General features: G+C 63.2%; 17 protein-coding genes. 9 read left to right on the top strand and 8 right to left on the bottom strand.

The window, feature by feature from the left end:
• The first annotated feature begins 6 nt into the window (after positions 1–6).
• Entirely contained in the window at positions 7–705 is a 699-nt protein-coding gene (gene urtE / locus B9A31_RS03445) for an urea ABC transporter ATP-binding subunit UrtE (RefSeq protein WP_084296656.1), read from the top strand.
• Positions 706–736: 31 nt separating this feature from the next.
• Positions 737–1,252 carry a GNAT family N-acetyltransferase gene (locus B9A31_RS03440; protein ID WP_019098565.1) on the top strand — a complete coding sequence of 172 codons (516 nt, stop codon included), beginning with the start codon at positions 737–739 and terminating at the stop codon, positions 1,250–1,252.
• A 68-nt stretch (positions 1,253–1,320) separates the two neighbouring features.
• Here the strand turns inward: B9A31_RS03440 and B9A31_RS03435 are convergent, their stop codons facing one another.
• Entirely contained in the window at positions 1,321–1,626 is a 306-nt protein-coding gene (locus B9A31_RS03435) for a chaperone modulator CbpM (RefSeq protein ID WP_019098566.1), read from the bottom strand.
• 2 nt (positions 1,627–1,628) lie between these two features.
• Positions 1,629–2,585: a curved DNA-binding protein gene (gene cbpA / locus B9A31_RS03430; RefSeq protein ID WP_019098567.1), complete on the bottom strand. Its 957-nt coding sequence runs from the start codon at positions 2,583–2,585 to the stop codon at positions 1,629–1,631.
• Positions 2,586–2,749: 164 nt separating this feature from the next.
• Between cbpA and B9A31_RS03425 the strand changes: the two genes are divergently transcribed.
• Positions 2,750–4,021 carry an Hsp70 family protein gene (locus B9A31_RS03425; protein ID WP_016712231.1) on the top strand — a complete coding sequence of 424 codons (1,272 nt, stop codon included), beginning with the start codon at positions 2,750–2,752 and terminating at the stop codon, positions 4,019–4,021.
• A 36-nt stretch (positions 4,022–4,057) separates the two neighbouring features.
• Here the strand turns inward: B9A31_RS03425 and B9A31_RS03420 are convergent, their stop codons facing one another.
• From B9A31_RS03420 to B9A31_RS03410, 3 genes are all read right to left on the bottom strand, one after another.
• Positions 4,058–5,065 (bottom strand): AI-2E family transporter, encoded by a 1,008-nt coding sequence (locus B9A31_RS03420; RefSeq protein ID WP_016712232.1) that lies wholly within the window; start codon positions 5,063–5,065, stop codon positions 4,058–4,060.
• Between the two features lie 70 nt (positions 5,066–5,135).
• Positions 5,136–5,423 (bottom strand): PsiF family protein, encoded by a 288-nt coding sequence (locus B9A31_RS03415; RefSeq protein WP_025754342.1) that lies wholly within the window; start codon positions 5,421–5,423, stop codon positions 5,136–5,138.
• A 63-nt stretch (positions 5,424–5,486) separates the two neighbouring features.
• The gene (locus tag B9A31_RS03410) at positions 5,487–6,275 is read right to left on the bottom strand and encodes an AraC family transcriptional regulator (protein ID WP_084296655.1); all 789 of its coding nucleotides are present in this window, start codon (positions 6,273–6,275) and stop codon (positions 5,487–5,489) included.
• A 124-nt stretch (positions 6,276–6,399) separates the two neighbouring features.
• Here B9A31_RS03410 and B9A31_RS03405 point away from each other — a divergent pair, with 124 nt between their 5' ends.
• Positions 6,400–7,272 (top strand): DMT family transporter, encoded by an 873-nt coding sequence (locus B9A31_RS03405; protein WP_019096785.1) that lies wholly within the window; start codon positions 6,400–6,402, stop codon positions 7,270–7,272.
• On the opposite strand, the gene B9A31_RS03400 is transcribed toward B9A31_RS03405, so the two are convergent.
• Positions 7,269–8,159: an esterase/lipase family protein gene (locus tag B9A31_RS03400; RefSeq protein WP_020424232.1), complete on the bottom strand. Its 891-nt coding sequence runs from the start codon at positions 8,157–8,159 to the stop codon at positions 7,269–7,271. The genes B9A31_RS03405 and B9A31_RS03400 overlap by 4 nt on opposite strands.
• A gap of 123 nt (positions 8,160–8,282) precedes the next feature.
• On the opposite strand from B9A31_RS03400, the gene osmE reads away from it, so the two are divergent.
• Positions 8,283–8,624, top strand: coding sequence for an osmotically-inducible lipoprotein OsmE (gene osmE, locus B9A31_RS03395; RefSeq protein WP_016712236.1), 342 nt, complete (start codon positions 8,283–8,285; stop codon positions 8,622–8,624).
• Between the two features lie 42 nt (positions 8,625–8,666).
• On the top strand, positions 8,667–9,197 hold the full coding sequence (locus tag B9A31_RS03390) for a ferritin-like domain-containing protein (RefSeq protein ID WP_016712237.1): 531 nt from the start codon (positions 8,667–8,669) through the stop codon (positions 9,195–9,197).
• Positions 9,198–9,263: 66 nt separating this feature from the next.
• Here the strand turns inward: B9A31_RS03390 and B9A31_RS03385 are convergent, their stop codons facing one another.
• The gene (locus B9A31_RS03385) at positions 9,264–11,330 is read right to left on the bottom strand and encodes an AsmA family protein (protein WP_019096787.1); all 2,067 of its coding nucleotides are present in this window, start codon (positions 11,328–11,330) and stop codon (positions 9,264–9,266) included.
• A 341-nt stretch (positions 11,331–11,671) separates the two neighbouring features.
• Here B9A31_RS03385 and B9A31_RS03380 point away from each other — a divergent pair, with 341 nt between their 5' ends.
• The 3 genes from B9A31_RS03380 to B9A31_RS03370 all read left to right on the top strand — a co-directional run bounded on the left by B9A31_RS03380 (position 11,672) and on the right by B9A31_RS03370 (position 14,112).
• Positions 11,672–12,214, top strand: coding sequence for a hypothetical protein (locus tag B9A31_RS03380; protein ID WP_028698492.1), 543 nt, complete (start codon positions 11,672–11,674; stop codon positions 12,212–12,214).
• A 121-nt stretch (positions 12,215–12,335) separates the two neighbouring features.
• Positions 12,336–12,971 (top strand): TetR family transcriptional regulator, encoded by a 636-nt coding sequence (locus B9A31_RS03375; RefSeq protein ID WP_019098907.1) that lies wholly within the window; start codon positions 12,336–12,338, stop codon positions 12,969–12,971.
• A gap of 43 nt (positions 12,972–13,014) precedes the next feature.
• Positions 13,015–14,112, top strand: a complete 1,098-nt coding sequence (locus B9A31_RS03370) for an AGE family epimerase/isomerase (RefSeq protein WP_019098908.1) — start codon at positions 13,015–13,017, stop codon at positions 14,110–14,112.
• A gap of 81 nt (positions 14,113–14,193) precedes the next feature.
• Here B9A31_RS03370 and B9A31_RS03365 read toward each other — a convergent pair whose 3' ends face one another.
• Positions 14,194–14,961 (bottom strand): SDR family oxidoreductase, encoded by a 768-nt coding sequence (locus B9A31_RS03365; RefSeq protein ID WP_016712242.1) that lies wholly within the window; start codon positions 14,959–14,961, stop codon positions 14,194–14,196.
• Positions 14,962–14,993 lie beyond the last annotated feature (32 nt).

Here is a 14,993-nt window from a genome sequence, read left to right as displayed (position 1 = left end):
CATGACATGCTGAAAATCGACACGCTGCACCAATACTACGGCGGCAGCCACATCCTCCGGGGCCTGTCCTTCGAAGCCAAGGTTCGCGAAGTCACCTGCCTGCTGGGCCGCAATGGTGTGGGCAAGACCACGCTGCTGCGCTGCCTGATGGGCCTGGTACCTGCCCGCGATGGCAGCATCGAATGGGAAGGCAAGCCCATCACCAGCCTCAAGCCCCAGCAACGGGTACATGCCGGTATCGCCTATGTACCCCAGGGCCGCGAGATCTTCCCGCGCCTCACCGTCGAGGAAAACCTGCTGATGGGCCTGTCCCGCTTCCCGGCCCGTGAAGCCCGCGAAGTCCCCGCTTTCATCTACGAGCTGTTCCCGGTACTGGAGCAGATGAAGCAACGCCGTGGCGGTGACCTGTCGGGCGGCCAGCAACAACAGCTGGCCATCGGCCGCGCCCTGGCCAGCCGCCCGCGCCTGCTGATCCTCGACGAGCCGACCGAAGGCATCCAGCCCTCGGTCATCAAAGAAATCGGTGCTGTCATCCGCCGCCTGGCCGAGCGTGGTGACATGGCGATTCTGCTGGTGGAGCAGTTCTACGACTTTGCCGAAGAACTGGCCGACCAGTACCTGGTCATGGCACGGGGTGAGATCGTCCAGCGCGGGCGTGGCGAAAACATGCAGGCCGAAGGTGTGCGTGGGCTGGTAACCATTTAATCTGCAAGCAACGCCCCTGCGAGACGCTGTCATGAGTTACGAAATACGCGATGCCCTGCCTGCCGACGTGCCAGGCATCCTCGACATCTACAACGACGCCGTGCGCAACACCACGGCGATCTGGAACGAAACCCCGGTAGACCTGGCCAACCGCCAGGCCTGGTTCGATGCACGCGCGCAGCAGGGATATCCGATCCTGGTGGCGGTGGATGAGACGGGTGTACTGGGGTATGCCTCGTTTGGCGACTGGCGGCCGTTCGAAGGTTTTCGTCTGACCGTGGAGCACTCGGTGTATGTCCGGGGTGACCAGCGTGGCAAGGGGTTGGGGCCGGTGTTGATGGCGGCGCTGGTCGAGCGGGCACGCGGTTGCGGCAAGCATGTGATGGTCGCGGCCATCGAAAGTGGCAATGCAGCCTCGGTGCGCCTGCATGAGCGGTTGGGCTTTGTGGTGACCGGGCAGATGCCGCAGGTGGGGGTGAAGTTTGGCCGCTGGCTGGATTTGACTTTCATGCAGCTGGTGCTGAACCCAGGTGCAGAGCCATCCTGAGATTGATGTTGCCTAAACTGGCCTCTTCGCGGGCACGCCCGCGAAGAGGCCAGTGCAGGCAAACACACTCACATCTGAGTAAACCTGCCCAGCCGCTGGCGCAACATGTTGTTCTCGCTGCGCAACTGCTGCACCTCCTGCAGCAACTCCAGCGCCAGCGCCACCCCTTCCCATTCCAGTTCCAGCTCTTGATGCAGCTTCGCCGCGCGCTTGGCCACTAACGGCGCCTGATCGTCGAACAACCAGTCCTCAGGCGTTCGCCCGGAGGGTTCGACAATGCCGTGCTCGACGATTTCGATCACGCAGTCCGCCGTGACATCGGCTTCCTGACACAGGGTACGCATGTCCAGTTGAACGATCAGGGTGCTGCTCATGATCACTTACTCCATTGTGCCCTCGGGTTGAACGCGGCCTTTTCGGAAAGCTTGGCCCACAGTTCACGGGTAGATTCGTCAGAAGTCGTCGGCATGACCACCTTGAGCTGCGCGTAAAGGTTACCGCGCTCGCCCTGCTTGTTCGCCAGGCCTTTGCCCGGTACGCGCAGGCGCTGGCCACTCTGGCTGTCGGGGCGGATGGTCAGGTTGATCTTGCCGTCCAGGGTCGGCACCGCCACCTTGGTGCCCAAGGCCGCCTCCCACGGTGCCAGTGGCACGGTGATGATCAGGTCATGGCCTTCGACATCGAACAGCGGGTGCGGTGCCATGCGGATGGTCAGGAACAGGTCACCATTGGCCCCACCACCGCTGCCCGGGGCGCCCTGGCCTTTAAGGCGGATACGCTCGCCGTCGGTCACCCCGGCCGGGATCTTCACGTTCAGCGTCTTGGTGGTGAAGCCGGTGCGCTGGCCCATGGCATTGGTTTGCGGCACCTGGAAGCTGATCTGCTTGGACTCCTTGCTCAGGGTCTCTTCAAGGAATACCGCCAGTTCAAGCTCCACGTCCTGCCCTCGCCTGCCGGCACTGCGTTGTTGCTGACGGGCGCCACCGAAAGGGTTGCCACCCCCTCGCCCACCGAAGATCGAGCTGAAGAAGTCGGAGAAGTCGCCACCCTCGAAGCCGCCGCCACCGCCACGGCTTTCCCAGCCAGGTGGTGCCTGGAACGGCCGGCCATGCTGGCCGCCGTACTTGCGGATTTCGTCGAACTCGGCACGTTTCTGCGCGTCGCCCAGCACTTCGTAGGCCTCGTTGGCCTCTTTGAATTTATCCTCGGCGTCGCGCTCCTTGCTGACATCGGGGTGATACTTGCGGGCCAGCTTGCGGTACGCGGCCTTGATCGCCTTGTCGTCCGCCGTGGGCTCTACGCCGAGTATCTTGTAATAGTCTTTGAAGTCCATTTATGGATCACCAATGTAAATGTGCGTGTTGCCACTGAAGATAGGGGTCAAGCATAGCCTTTCAAGGCCGCTTTGGGTTTGCTCCATGGCAGACGACTGGTCTTGATTCTGTAGCCAACTGGCATACACTGCGCGGCCGTTTTGCCTCCGGAAGCTCATTCCCCATGTCTGACGTATCCCCGGCCCGTGCCCTGGGCATCGACTTTGGCACCTCCAACTCCACGGTCGGCTGGCACCGCCCTGGCGTGGAATCGCTGATCGCCCTGGAAGACGGCAAGATCACCTTGCCCTCGGTGGTGTTCTTCAACATCGAGGAACGTCGCCCGGTTTATGGCCGCCTGGCACTGCACGAGTACCTGGAAGGCTACGAAGGCCGCCTGATGCGCTCGCTGAAGAGCCTGCTGGGCTCCAAGCTGATCAAGCACGACACCAGCGTGCTGGGCAGCGCCCTGCCGTTCAAGGACCTGCTGGGCATGTTCATCGGCGAGCTGAAAAAGCGCGCCGAGGCTGCCGCGGGTCGCGAGTTCGACCAGGTGGTGCTGGGCCGCCCGGTGTTCTTCGTCGACGAAGACCCGGCTGCCGACCAGGAAGCCGAAGACACCCTGGCCGATGTCGCGCGCAAGATCGGTTTCAAGGATGTGTCGTTCCAGTACGAGCCGATTGCCGCAGCCTTCGACTATGAGTCAAGCATCAGCCGCGAAGAACTGGTGCTGATCGTCGACATCGGCGGTGGTACGTCCGACTTCACCCTGATCCGCCTGTCGCCCGAGCGCCACCTGGTCGCCGAGCGCCAAAGTGACATCCTCGCCACCGGCGGTGTGCACATTGGCGGTACCGACTTCGACAAGCAGTTGAGCCTGCAGGGCGTGATGCCGCTGTTCGGCTACGGCAGCCGCATGAAGAGCGGCGCGCTGATGCCCACCAGCTATCACCTCAACCTGGCCACCTGGCACACCATCAACGCCCTGTATTCACAGAAGTCGCAACTGGCGTTGGGCAGCATGCGCTACGACATCGAAGACAGCTTCGGCATCGACCGCCTGTTCAAGCTGATCGAACAGCGCGCCGGGCACTGGTTGGCGATGGAGGTCGAGGCCAGCAAAATCGAGCTGACCCACAGTGAAAGCCGCCACATCGACCTGCGCCGTGTCGAGCCTGAGCTGACGGCAGAGCTGACTCGCGTGCTGTTCGAAGAAGCGATCGAAGGGCTGCTGGAGCGAGTGCGGGGTAGCGTGACCGAATTGCTGGCCAAGGCTGGCGTGAGCGAAGGCCAGGTGGACACGGTGTTCTTCACTGGCGGTTCCAGCGGTATTCCGGCGCTGCGTAACAGCGTTGCGGCGATGCTGCCGAATGCGCGGCATGTGGAAGGCAATATCTTTGGCAGCATTGGTAGCGGGCTGGCCATCGAGGCGCGCAAGCGGTACGGGGCGGCCTGAAGCATCTTGGGGCTGCTTTGCAGCCCCGGCAATCTGTCAGACCAGTTCAGCCCGCTTGAGCTCACTCTTCAGATAGGCATAGTAAATCGGCCCCGCCACCACACCAGGCAGCCCGAACGCCGCTTCGAACACCAGCATCGCCAGCAGCAACTCCCACGCCTTGGCACTGATCTGCCCCCCCACGATCCGCGCGTTGAGGAAGTACTCGACCTTGTGGATGACAATCAGGTAGCCCAGCGCCGCCGCCGCCACCCAGATCGACAGCGACAAGCCGACAATGGTGATCAGGGTGTTGGACATCAAGTTGCCGATTACCGGCAGCAAGCCCAGCAGGAAGGTCAGCACGATCAGCGTCTTGGTCAGCGGCAGGTGCACGCCGAACAGGGGCATCACCACCGCCAGGAAGATGCCGGTGAAAAACGTGTTGAGCAGCGAGATCTTGATCTGCGCGAAGACGATGTTGCGAAACGCCTTCACCAGTAGATTGAGGCGCTCGAACAGCGCCGCCGCCAGGGGCTTGCGCCGGGAAACATCGGGAATGCGCTGCAACGCGATGATGGCACCCAGGATCATGCCGATCAGCAGTGTCACGAACATGTGCGCCATGCCCTTGCCCACCAGTTGCAGATCGCTCAGGTGGCTCTTGATCCAGTCACCGATGGCCACCTTGAACTCGGCGGCGCTGGCGGGCAGGTAGCCCTCGATGAACGGCGGCAGCTGGCCACGGGCGCGCTCGACCAACGCCATGAACTTGTCCAGCGAGGCGCCGGGGTTTTCCGCCTCGTGCAGCAGGAAGCTGAAGGCACCGGCAATCAGCAGCGTCAGGGTACTGACCACCAGCGTACCGAGCAGCGCCACGGCCAGCCAGCGGGCGCGTTGGCCGGCCAGCAGCGGTTGCAGACGTGGGGTAAGCATGTTGACCAGTTCGAACACCAGCAGGCCGGCAAGCAGGCTGGGCAGCAACTTCAGGGGCAAGGCCAGCAGCAGCCCGGCCATGACGATGATCAGGCTGGCCAGGGTGATCTGACGGGGGGTAAAGGTCATACAGCCTCGACGGCAGACAGCGGGAATGCCCGCAGTCTGCCAGCCTTGCGCCTGCAGGCATAGGCGCAGGTCATTTCTTCTTCAGGCAGTCGCTCATGAAGGCTTTGCGTTCGTCACCCTTCAGGGCCTTGGTGGTGGCGTCGGCGTTGCAGGTTTTCATCTTCTCTTGCTGGGTTTGCGGCACGTCCTTTTTCAGGCAAGTGCTCATGAAGGCTTTGCGCTCATCGCCCTTGAGGGCCTTGGCGGTGGCGTCGGCGTTGCAGGTTTTCATCTTTTCCTGCTGCGCGGTGTTGGCCGCGAAGCCTTGGGCGCTGAACAGCACGGCCAGCACCAGTAATGGAATGTGCAGCACTTTCATGGAGTGGTCTCCTTCGCTCCGCGCCCGATGCACGGGGGTCGAGCTGAGTGTAGCCAAGATTTTTCAGCGCCCTGCCCGTGCGTGCCTACGGTACTGCTCCGGCGTGCACTGGGCTTGGCGCTGGAACATGGCAATGAACGCCGAGGCACTGCTGTAGCCAAGGTCGAAGGCGATGGCCTGAATCGGCAGGCCGGCCTCCAACGCTTCGATCGCACGCAAGAACCGCAGGCGCAAGCGCCACTCCCCAAAGCTCATGCCCAGCTCACGCAGGAACTGGCGGGCCAGGGTACGCTCGCTGACATGCACCTGCGCGGCCCATGCGGCCAACGGGCGGTTGTCGCCGGGCTCGGCACCCAGGGCGTCGAGCACCCGACGCAGGCTTTCGCCATGCGCAAACGGCAGGTAACAGGCCTGGGTGGGCGCCAGCAGCAACTGGTCGAGCAGCACCTGCACCAGGCGCTGGTCGCGCTCGTCCTCCGCCACCTTGAGGTCGCGCCGAGCAAAGTCGGCGAGGATGGCCTTGAGAATGTCGCTGATCATCAGGCTGCACGGTTGTTGCGGCAGGCCGGCGCACAGGGTGCGGTCCAGGTAGACCGAGCGGTAGACAATGGCCTGGGGGTTGTAGCAGCCATGTTCGGTATCGGGCGGTACCCACACGGCGTAGTGCGGCGGCGACAGAAAGCGCTGGCCGGCGACGTCCAGCTGCATCACGCCATGGGCGGAGTAGTTGAGCTGGCCCCAGGTGTGACGGTGCGGGGCGCTGAGGGTGTCGGCACCGAACTCGTCGTGGCGGAAGTACACCGGGGCCGGGAGCTGGGTGAACTGGGGGATGTCGAGGTGTTTGGGCGGCATGCTGACTGTCTTGCGGGGCGGGTTGTCTGGATAGAAGTATAGCCTTGTAGACAGACAGTTGATAATGGCTGACATCGGGGCCTGCTGTGCACGCCCTTTCAGTCCTACACGAGTAAGCCGCTACATGAACTACCTGTTCCCCCTCACCGCCATCCTCATCTGGGCCGGCAACACCGTGGTCACCAAGATGTCCGCCGGTGCCATCCACCCCGCCGAAATCGGCTTCTACCGCTGGCTGCTGGCCGCCCTGCTGTTCACCCCGTTCCTGCTGCCTGCCGTGTGGCGCAACCGCGCGGCGATCCGCCCGCACCTGGGCAAGGTGTTCGTGCTGGGCGTGCTGGGCATGGCGCTGTACCAGAGCCTGGCCTACTTCGCCGCCGGCATTACCAGCGCCACCAACATGGGCATCATCCTCTCGCTGATGCCGCTGATGTCACTGGCACTTTCCATCGCCTGGCTGGGCCAGCGCCTGAGCTACGGTGCCCTGCTGGGCGCAGTGGTGTCGTTCTTTGGCGTACTGGAAGTGGTCAGCGCCGGCCATCCCGCCAGCCTGCTGGCGCATGGCCTGAACAGCGGCGACCTGCTGATGCTGGTGGCCACCCTGGCTTACGCGCTGTACAGCTTCCTGCTGAAGAAATGGCAGCTGCGCCTGCCGCCCCTGCAGTTGCTGTACCTGCAGGTGCTGGTGGCCATCGTCGTGCTGCTGCCGTTGTTCCTGCTGTCGGACAAGACCGGCCTGAACAGCCACAACATCGGCCTGGTGCTGTACGCCTGCGTGCTGGCCTCGATGATCGCGCCGCTGGTGTGGATGCAAGCTGTGCATCGCCTGGGGCCAAGTCGCACCACGCTGTTCTTCAACCTGCTGCCGGTTGTCACCGCAGTGATCGCCGCCGTGGTGCTCGACGAGCAACTGGCCCGCTATCACCTGGTCGGCGGCTTGCTGACCTTGGCCGGGGTGGTGCTGGCCGAGCGCTGGACCACGCCCATTCGCCGCTAAAGCCCTGCAGCCTTGAGCCGGGCGGCATGTTCAGTGAACAGCCGCACCGGCTCTGCACCTTTACCCACGGCGCCGAGCGACTGGTTGACGATATCCAGATGGTCCAACGGGTAGTCGTCACCAATCACCTGACCCAGGTGCGAACTGAAACGCCCGACCATGCCGTCACATTGGCCCTTTTCCTTGACGAAGCTGCGCGCGAACAGGCGGCAGAAGCGGTTGCTGCCGTCAAAGCGGTTGCGCCCCTGGTCGGTCAGGCCGGGCTGCAAGGTGCCGGACCACGAGTAATAGCGCACGCCATCGACTTCATATGCCCCTTCCCCACCCCAGGTCTGCGGCAGCCCCTGTGGATAAGCCTGGTTGAACAGCCCCACCCCGGCGCGGGTCAGCGACTGGTGCGAGGCGTGCACATCAACCGGCAGCGGGTCGCGGCGCCAACCGGTTTCCAGCCACACCAGCAACACGGCAAAACCATGCAATACGGCCTTGAGAATACGGCCCTGGGGGGAATCGCCCGGTGCCGTGCGCTCCAGGTGGTCAGCCAGCTCGGAGCCGTGGTTGGGGCCAGCCACCGAGGTGACCGAAGCCACCCGATCCGGCCGCTTGGCCGCAGCGTAGCGCGCACTCAGGGCACCCTGGCTATGGCCGATCAGGTTGACCTTGGCGGCGCCGGTGCGCTGGCAAATGTCTTCGATGATCGCCAGCAACTGCTCGCCACGCACCTCGCTTGAGTGCAGCGGCGAAACCTGCACCGGAAACACCCGTGCCCCGCCCTTGCGCAGGGCCGGCACGATGCCGAACCAGTACGGATAGAGCACCAACCGGACAAACCCGAGCATGCCCGGCACCAGCACCAACGGGTATCGCGTGGCCAATTCCTGCTGCATTGCCCCAGCCCCTTTCCGTGGACGACCGGCCAACACTACAGCGGCCATCATGACCATCGCAATCGAACTCCTGGCGCGCGCTGTGGTTCCAAACCACACAGACCCTTTGCAAGGAGCGGGACCATGTACAAGCAGACCCTGGCAATCCTTCTGGCAAGTGCCACCCTGGCCGCCTGCGGCAGCCGCCCGGAAAACCCGGTGGACTACGTCACCTACCGCGACGAACCACTGGTCAAGCAAGTGGAACACGGCATGACCATGCAGAAGGTCATCGCCATCGGCGGCAGCCCGTCGAACGTAATCGACCTGCCGCACGGGGGCACCTGCAACGACTACATCCTCAACCGCGACGGCAAACAGCAGCCCTACTACGTGCGCTTCGACGCCACCGGCCATGTCGACGCCAAGGGCTTCAAAACCTGCAAACAACGCCAAGAGGACAGCGACGCCTTGCATGGCGCCTGAGTCCCACCCTGATCTACCGTCCTGACCCGTCTGGAGATAACCATGAGCAACGTTGAACTGACCGATGTGCAAACCCTGCGCGAGCGTGCCCGCCAGCATGTCGAGCAAGGCGCGGTGACCGAGGGCTACAACGCCGACCGCACGGAGATCCTGCGCCTGCTGAACGAGTCACTGGCCACCGAGCTGGTCTGCGTGCTGCGCTACAAGCGCCACTACTTCATGGCCAGCGGCATCAAGGCCAGTGTGGCGGCCAGCGAGTTTCTGGAGCATGCCAACCAAGAAGCCGAGCATGCCGACAAACTGGCGGAGCGCATCGTGCAGCTGGGCGGGGAGCCAGATTTCAACCCGGATAACCTGAGCAAGAATTCCCATGCCCAATATGTCGCGGGTAATTCATTGAAGGAGATGGTGCTGGAGGATCTGGTGGCGGAGCGAATTGCCATTGATAGCTACCGCGAGATCATTCAGTACATCGGCGATAAAGACCCGACTACGCGGCGCATCTTCGAGGACATCCTGGCGCAGGAAGAAGAGCACGCGGACGATATGTCCGATCTGCTACAAGGGCTGTAATCGCAAGGGGCTGCTCTGCAGCCAATCGCCGGCTTGCCGGCGATTGGGCCGCAACGCGGCCCCCTATCATTTCTTGCCTTTCACCGCAGCCGGCGCCTTGCCCGCCTTCATCTGCTGCAACAGCGGCGTGCACTGGTTGGGATCATCCCCACTGCTGGGCGCAATCAGCGCCAGCAACCCCGCCGCCGGCCCGGCCACGACACCGAGCGCCACCATTCCCGCACCGCGTAGCGCCAGCGGCAACGCCTGCACCCCGGCACTGGGCTTGGCAAACGGCCCGCGCACATACAGCGGCGATCGCAGCGAGAACAGCCGCAGCCCTTTCGATTCCGGCGTGATCTTCAAGTCCAACTGCTCGCTGGCGAAATTGGCCGTGCCGTTGATGTAGATGATGGCGTTCTCGGTATCGAAGATGAACAGGCGCGTTGTGGCCAGGCCATCCTTGATCCCCACATCTGCCGCCGCGCAATTGATCTTCACATCCTCGTCACCAAACAGTTTGCCGACCACGTAGTTGCCCACGTTCAAACCGGCAATCTCCATCAAGCTGCGACTGATGGCGCCATCGTTGATCAGCATGCGCAGGTCACCATTGGCCGTGCCCAGCAAAGCCGCTACCGAGTTGCCACGGCCGCTGATGTCGGCATCACCGTTCAGCTCGCCAAAGCTGGTCTGCATCGGTGCAAAGGAAGGGAACAGTTGCTTGAGCTTGAAACCACGTGCAGTCAGCTGGGCACGCCCCTGCAATGGCACGTTGCGCCCGTCCAGGCGGATCTTCGAGGCCAGGTTGCCGCCCGCCACGCCAAACCGCAGGGGCTCCAGACGCAGCAGGCCGTCTTCCAGAATCACGTGGGCCGACAAGTCATTGAACGGCAGTTGCGCGCTGTGCACGATGCGCTTGCCGGCAAAGGTGACATCCGCGTCCATGGCGCGCCAACGCTCGGTGCGGAACTCTTCCACCGGCAGCACCTTGCCCGTCGGCTGCTTGCTGGCACCGCCACGGGCCTTCTGTTCGGCGTTGGAGTCGGCGCCGATCAGCGGTGCCAGGTCCTTGAACAGCAACTGGTTCGAAACCAGGTTGCCGGACAACTTGGGCCGTGGCTGGCTGGCGACGAAGGCCAGGTCACCGTGAATATCGCTGTCACCGATCTTGCCGTTGAAGCCCTGATAGTTGAATGTCGCCCCTTGCGCCGCGTGCAGGTTGGCGTTGAGGCGGCCGTCAGTGGAGTAGGCCGGGGTGTCTGGCAGGGTCACGCCGGTCAATGGATAGAGGTTACCCAGGCTGGCGCCGGACAAGCGCAGGCGCAGGTCGAGGGCGCCGAGGTTGCGTGGATCGGTCAGGGTGCCGGCGAGCACCACATGGGTATCGGCAATCCGCACGTCGGCCTGCAGCGGGAACGGCTGGCTGGCGTCCTGTAATGCCAACAGGCCGCCGATTTTGCCGGTGCCGGACACCGGCTGGCCCTTGTAGCGGCCCTGGGCCTTGAGCCCGAAGGCGTAGTCCTGGGCACCACCGACTTTTTCGGCGCTGGCCTTGCCGACGATGTCGCTGAACGGGATCGGTTTGCCCAGCGGGTCGATCTGCACCTTCATGCTGGTTTGCAGGGTCTGGTCGTCGAAGCTGACATTACCTTGGTCGAAACCGATGGCGCCGATGTCCAGCTGCCATTTTGAAGGTTCTGCGTTTTCGTCTTTTGGCCCGAGGTCAAAGGTCCAGTTGGCCCGGCCATCGGCCAGGCGGGTGAGGCTGGCCGTCGGTTTGGTGAGGTTGATGCGCGGGATGCTGATCTGCTGGAACAGCAACGGCAGCGGCGCCAGGCGGAACTCGACACGCTCCAGGCCGACCATCTTCGGCTCCTTGAGCCAGTCGGGGTTGCCCAACGTCAGGTCTTCGGCGATGAAGTGCGGCCATGGCACCCAGGCACGCCAGCCACCTTCTTCGGGCTCGGTATGCCACTGGACGGCAAGGTTGCCATTGATCGCAAAAGGCCGGTGCAGGGCCTCGGACACCTTCTCGTTCAGCAGCGGCTTGACGCGGTTCCAGTCAAAGGTGGCAATCACAACCACCAGGATCGCCAGCAGTGTCAGCAGGCTGGTGAGGGTCCAGACGAGAATTCTGGCGGGACGCGTCATTGCGGGGTTCTCCTTGCGGCATGGCACAAAACGGGCGCAGCGGTGGCACTTGATATCTGGGACTGATGAAAACCCGCAGGGTTTTATCGATGGCGCCATGATAGCGAAGTTTTTCCTGGCCTTTTGCTCAGCAATTTGTCGCGCCAGGCCCTACCTGTTACCCGCCCGCAGCAGGGGAAACTCGCCGCGCCTATCCCTGCAAGGTACGGAATAGAGCCGTTTCCCACCTCTATCAATGCGGTCGATTGTTACCATTACCCGTATGAACTTCTCTCTGGCGTTACGCGGCGTAGCATTGGCTCCGTACCCACTTTCCAGCCCCCGAGAGGAGCACCGAAATCATGAAACGTCATCTGCTGACCCTGACCCTGTCCATCCTGGCTGCCAACGCGTTTGCCCTGCCAGCCGCCGAACAACACCTGACCGCTGAATCGCGCTCCAGCGCTGCCGAAATCGCCCAACCGCTGAAAACCGTAGCCGAAGGTGGTTCTGACCGCCTGATCGAACGCAGTGGCCGCGTCGCCGAAGGTGGCTCTGATCGCCTGATCGAACGCAGTGGCCGCGTCGCCGAAGGTGGCTCTGATCGCCTGATCGAACGCAGTGGTCGCGTCGCTGAAGGTGGTTCTGATCGCCTGATCGAACGCAGTGGTCGCGTCGCCGAAGGTGGCTCTGATCGCCTGATCGAACGCAGTGGTCGCGTCGCCGAAGGTGGCTCTGATCGCCTGATCGAACGCAGTGGTCGCGTCGCCGAAGGTGGCTCTGATCGCCTGATCGAACGCAGTGGTCGCGTCGCCGAAGGTGGTTCTGATCGCCTGATCGAACGCAGTGGCCGCGTCGCTGAAGGTGGTTCGGATCGCCTGGTTGAACTCAGCCGTGTGAGCTGATCGCCATGGTCGAAAAGAACAACTCATGTCACAACGCTTGCTCCCCTCCAGGCCCGGTCATTGACCGGGCTTTGTTTTTTTAACTAGAGTGCCCAGCCTTACCGTCACAGAAGCCCGCACCATGCTGCCGCGCGCCGAACAGAAGCTACAGACCCGCCAGGCCCTGCTCGATGCCGCCTGCCTGCTGATGGAGAGCGGCCGGGGGTTCGGCAGTATCAGCCTGCGTGAAGTGGCCAAGACGGCAGGCATCGTGCCCACCGGGTTCTACCGGCATTTTTCCGACATGGACGCCTTGGGCCTGGCCCTGGTGGCCGAAATCGACACAACCTTCCGTCAGACCATCCGCCTGGTACGGCAAAACGAATTCGAACTGGGCGGCATCACCGACGCCTCGGTGCGCATCTTCCTCGACGTGGTGGCCGCCCACCGCGCGCAGTTCCTGTTCCTGGCCCGCGAGCAGTACGGAGGTTCACAAGCCGTGCGCCAAGCCATTGCCCGCCTGCGCCAGGACATCAGCGACGACCTGGCCACCGACCTTGCGCGCATGAAACGCTGGCAGCACCTGGACAGCGCCGCGCTGGCGGTGATGGCCGACTTGGTGGTGAAAACGGTGTTTGCCACCCTGCCAGAGCTTATCGACAGCCCGGAACCGGGTTATCCACAGGCACTGACGCCGCAGGAAAAAATCACCCAGCAATTGCGCTTCATCTTTGTCGGGGCGCGGCATTGGCAAGGGCTGGGCAACCCACAACCCTAGTTCTGCTACCATGGCGCCCTGCCCGACAGCGACGAGCGCCGACATGTCCAACCCCCGCCACACCCTGCCCGAACTGGCCCGTTTCAACCAGCACTTCGCCGAGCGCATCGTACCGCTGTGGCAAGGCCCGGGCTGGAATGCCGACATGGCCCTGCCCTACGAGGCGCTGGACAATCAGCATCAGCCATTGCCAGTGCAGCGCTACCGGGCCATGGCCTGCGCACGCCAGCTGTACCTGTTCAGCAGCCGTATCGGCCAACCGGGCGCAGCCGAGCGCGCAGCCGCCTTGTTCCGCTCGCTGCAAAAGCACTTCCACGACGCCGAGCACGGTGGCTGGTTCTACAGCATCGATGCCCAGGGCAAACCGCTGGACAGCCGAAAGGATCTGTACACCCACGCATTCATCGTCTTCGCCTGCGCGCACTACTGGGGCAAGGTACGCGAAAACCTGGTCGAGTCCACCCTGAACGCCGCGCTGGACATCATCGATCAGCAGTTCGCCCGTGACGACGGCCTGTACGAAGCCAGCCTGGGCGAAGACTGGGCCGACCTGGGCAGCGGCCCGCTGCAGAACCCGCAGATGCACCTGGCCGAAGCGTTCCTGCAAGTGCTGGCGGTGCGTGATGACGGGCATACCCAACAGTCGCTGCTGCAACTGTGCGAGGCACTGCAAACACACTTCATCGAACCGGCCCACGGCCTGATGCTGGAAAAGCCACGCGGGGCTGTGGATAACTGGTTTGAGCCGGGGCACCAGTTCGAGTGGTTCTACCTGCTGCATACCTCGCCGCTGCTGCGTGATACGCCGCTGCATGCGTCCATCGACCGGGCATTCGGCTTTGCCGAGCAATACGGGGTGAAAGAAGGGGCGGTATTGGCGATGCTGGATGTGGAGGGCAAGGTGATCGACGCCACCCAGCGGATCTGGGCGCAGGCGGAGTACCTGCGAGCGCTGGTGCTACGTGAGGCGGGTGAGGCGAAATTGGCTACCCAGATGCAGGCGCTGGAAGCGCGGTTCCTGCGGGAAGCGGGCTGGTATGAATGCCGGGATGGGGAAGGTAATGTCAGCCGGCATGATATGCCTTCGACTACGCCCTACCACTTGGCGACCTGCCTGGAAGGTTTGCAGCGCCTGAGCTGACGCTTTCGCGGGTAAACCCGCTCCCACAGGTATTGCACAAGCCCTGTGGGAGCGGGTTTACCCGCGAATAGGCCATCAAATCTAACCCTTGACCGTACGGTCGATGGAGAACCCTGCCCAATCCTGGCTCACCGGCATCAGCTCCAGGCTGTTGATGTTGATGTGCGCCGGCTGGTTGAGGATCCAGAAGATGGTCTCGGCAATGTCCTGCGGCTGGATCGGCTCCGCACCGGCATAGGTAGCGTCGTACTTGGCCTGGTCACCGCCGAAGCGCACCAGCGAGAACTCGCTCTCGCACAGGCCCGGCTCGATATTGCTCACGCGCACACCCGTGCCGCGCAGGTCGCAGCGCAGGCTCAGCGAGAACTGGCCGACAAAGGCCTTGGTGCCGCCATACACGTTGCTGCCCGGGTACGGGTAGTTGCCCGCCACAGAACCCACGTTGAGGATCGATGCACCTCGGCCGTGGGCGATCAGGCGTGGCAGCAGCAGGCGGGTGGTGTACATCAGGCCCTTGATGTTGGTGTCGACCATGGTTTCCCAGTCGTCCAGGCTGCAGTTCTGCGCTGCGTCCACGCCCAGCGCCAGGCCAGCGTTGTTCACCAGGCCGCGCAGCTTGTCGAAACCGGCCGGCAGGGTGGCGATGGCCTGTTCCATGGCCTTGCGGTCACGTACGTCCAGCACCAGGCCATGCACTTCGGTCTTGGCCGACAGTTCCGCGCACAGGGCGTCCAGGCGCTCCTTGCGACGGCCAGTGAGCACCAGTTTCCAGCCGGCCTCGGCAAAGCGGCGGGCGGTGGCCTCGCCGAAACCGGACGTGGCGCCAGTGATGAATACGGTGGACGTCATGCTCTGTTCCTCACGGTAGGTTGTCATGGCAG

The sequence above is a fragment of the Pseudomonas sp. URIL14HWK12:I5 genome (genome assembly GCF_900176445.1).
In the GTDB taxonomy this organism is placed as follows: Bacteria; Pseudomonadota; Gammaproteobacteria; order Pseudomonadales; family Pseudomonadaceae; genus Aquipseudomonas; species Aquipseudomonas monteilii.
Note: the sequence above shows the minus strand (reverse complement) of the source record. Positions and strands in the feature narration are given on the sequence as shown.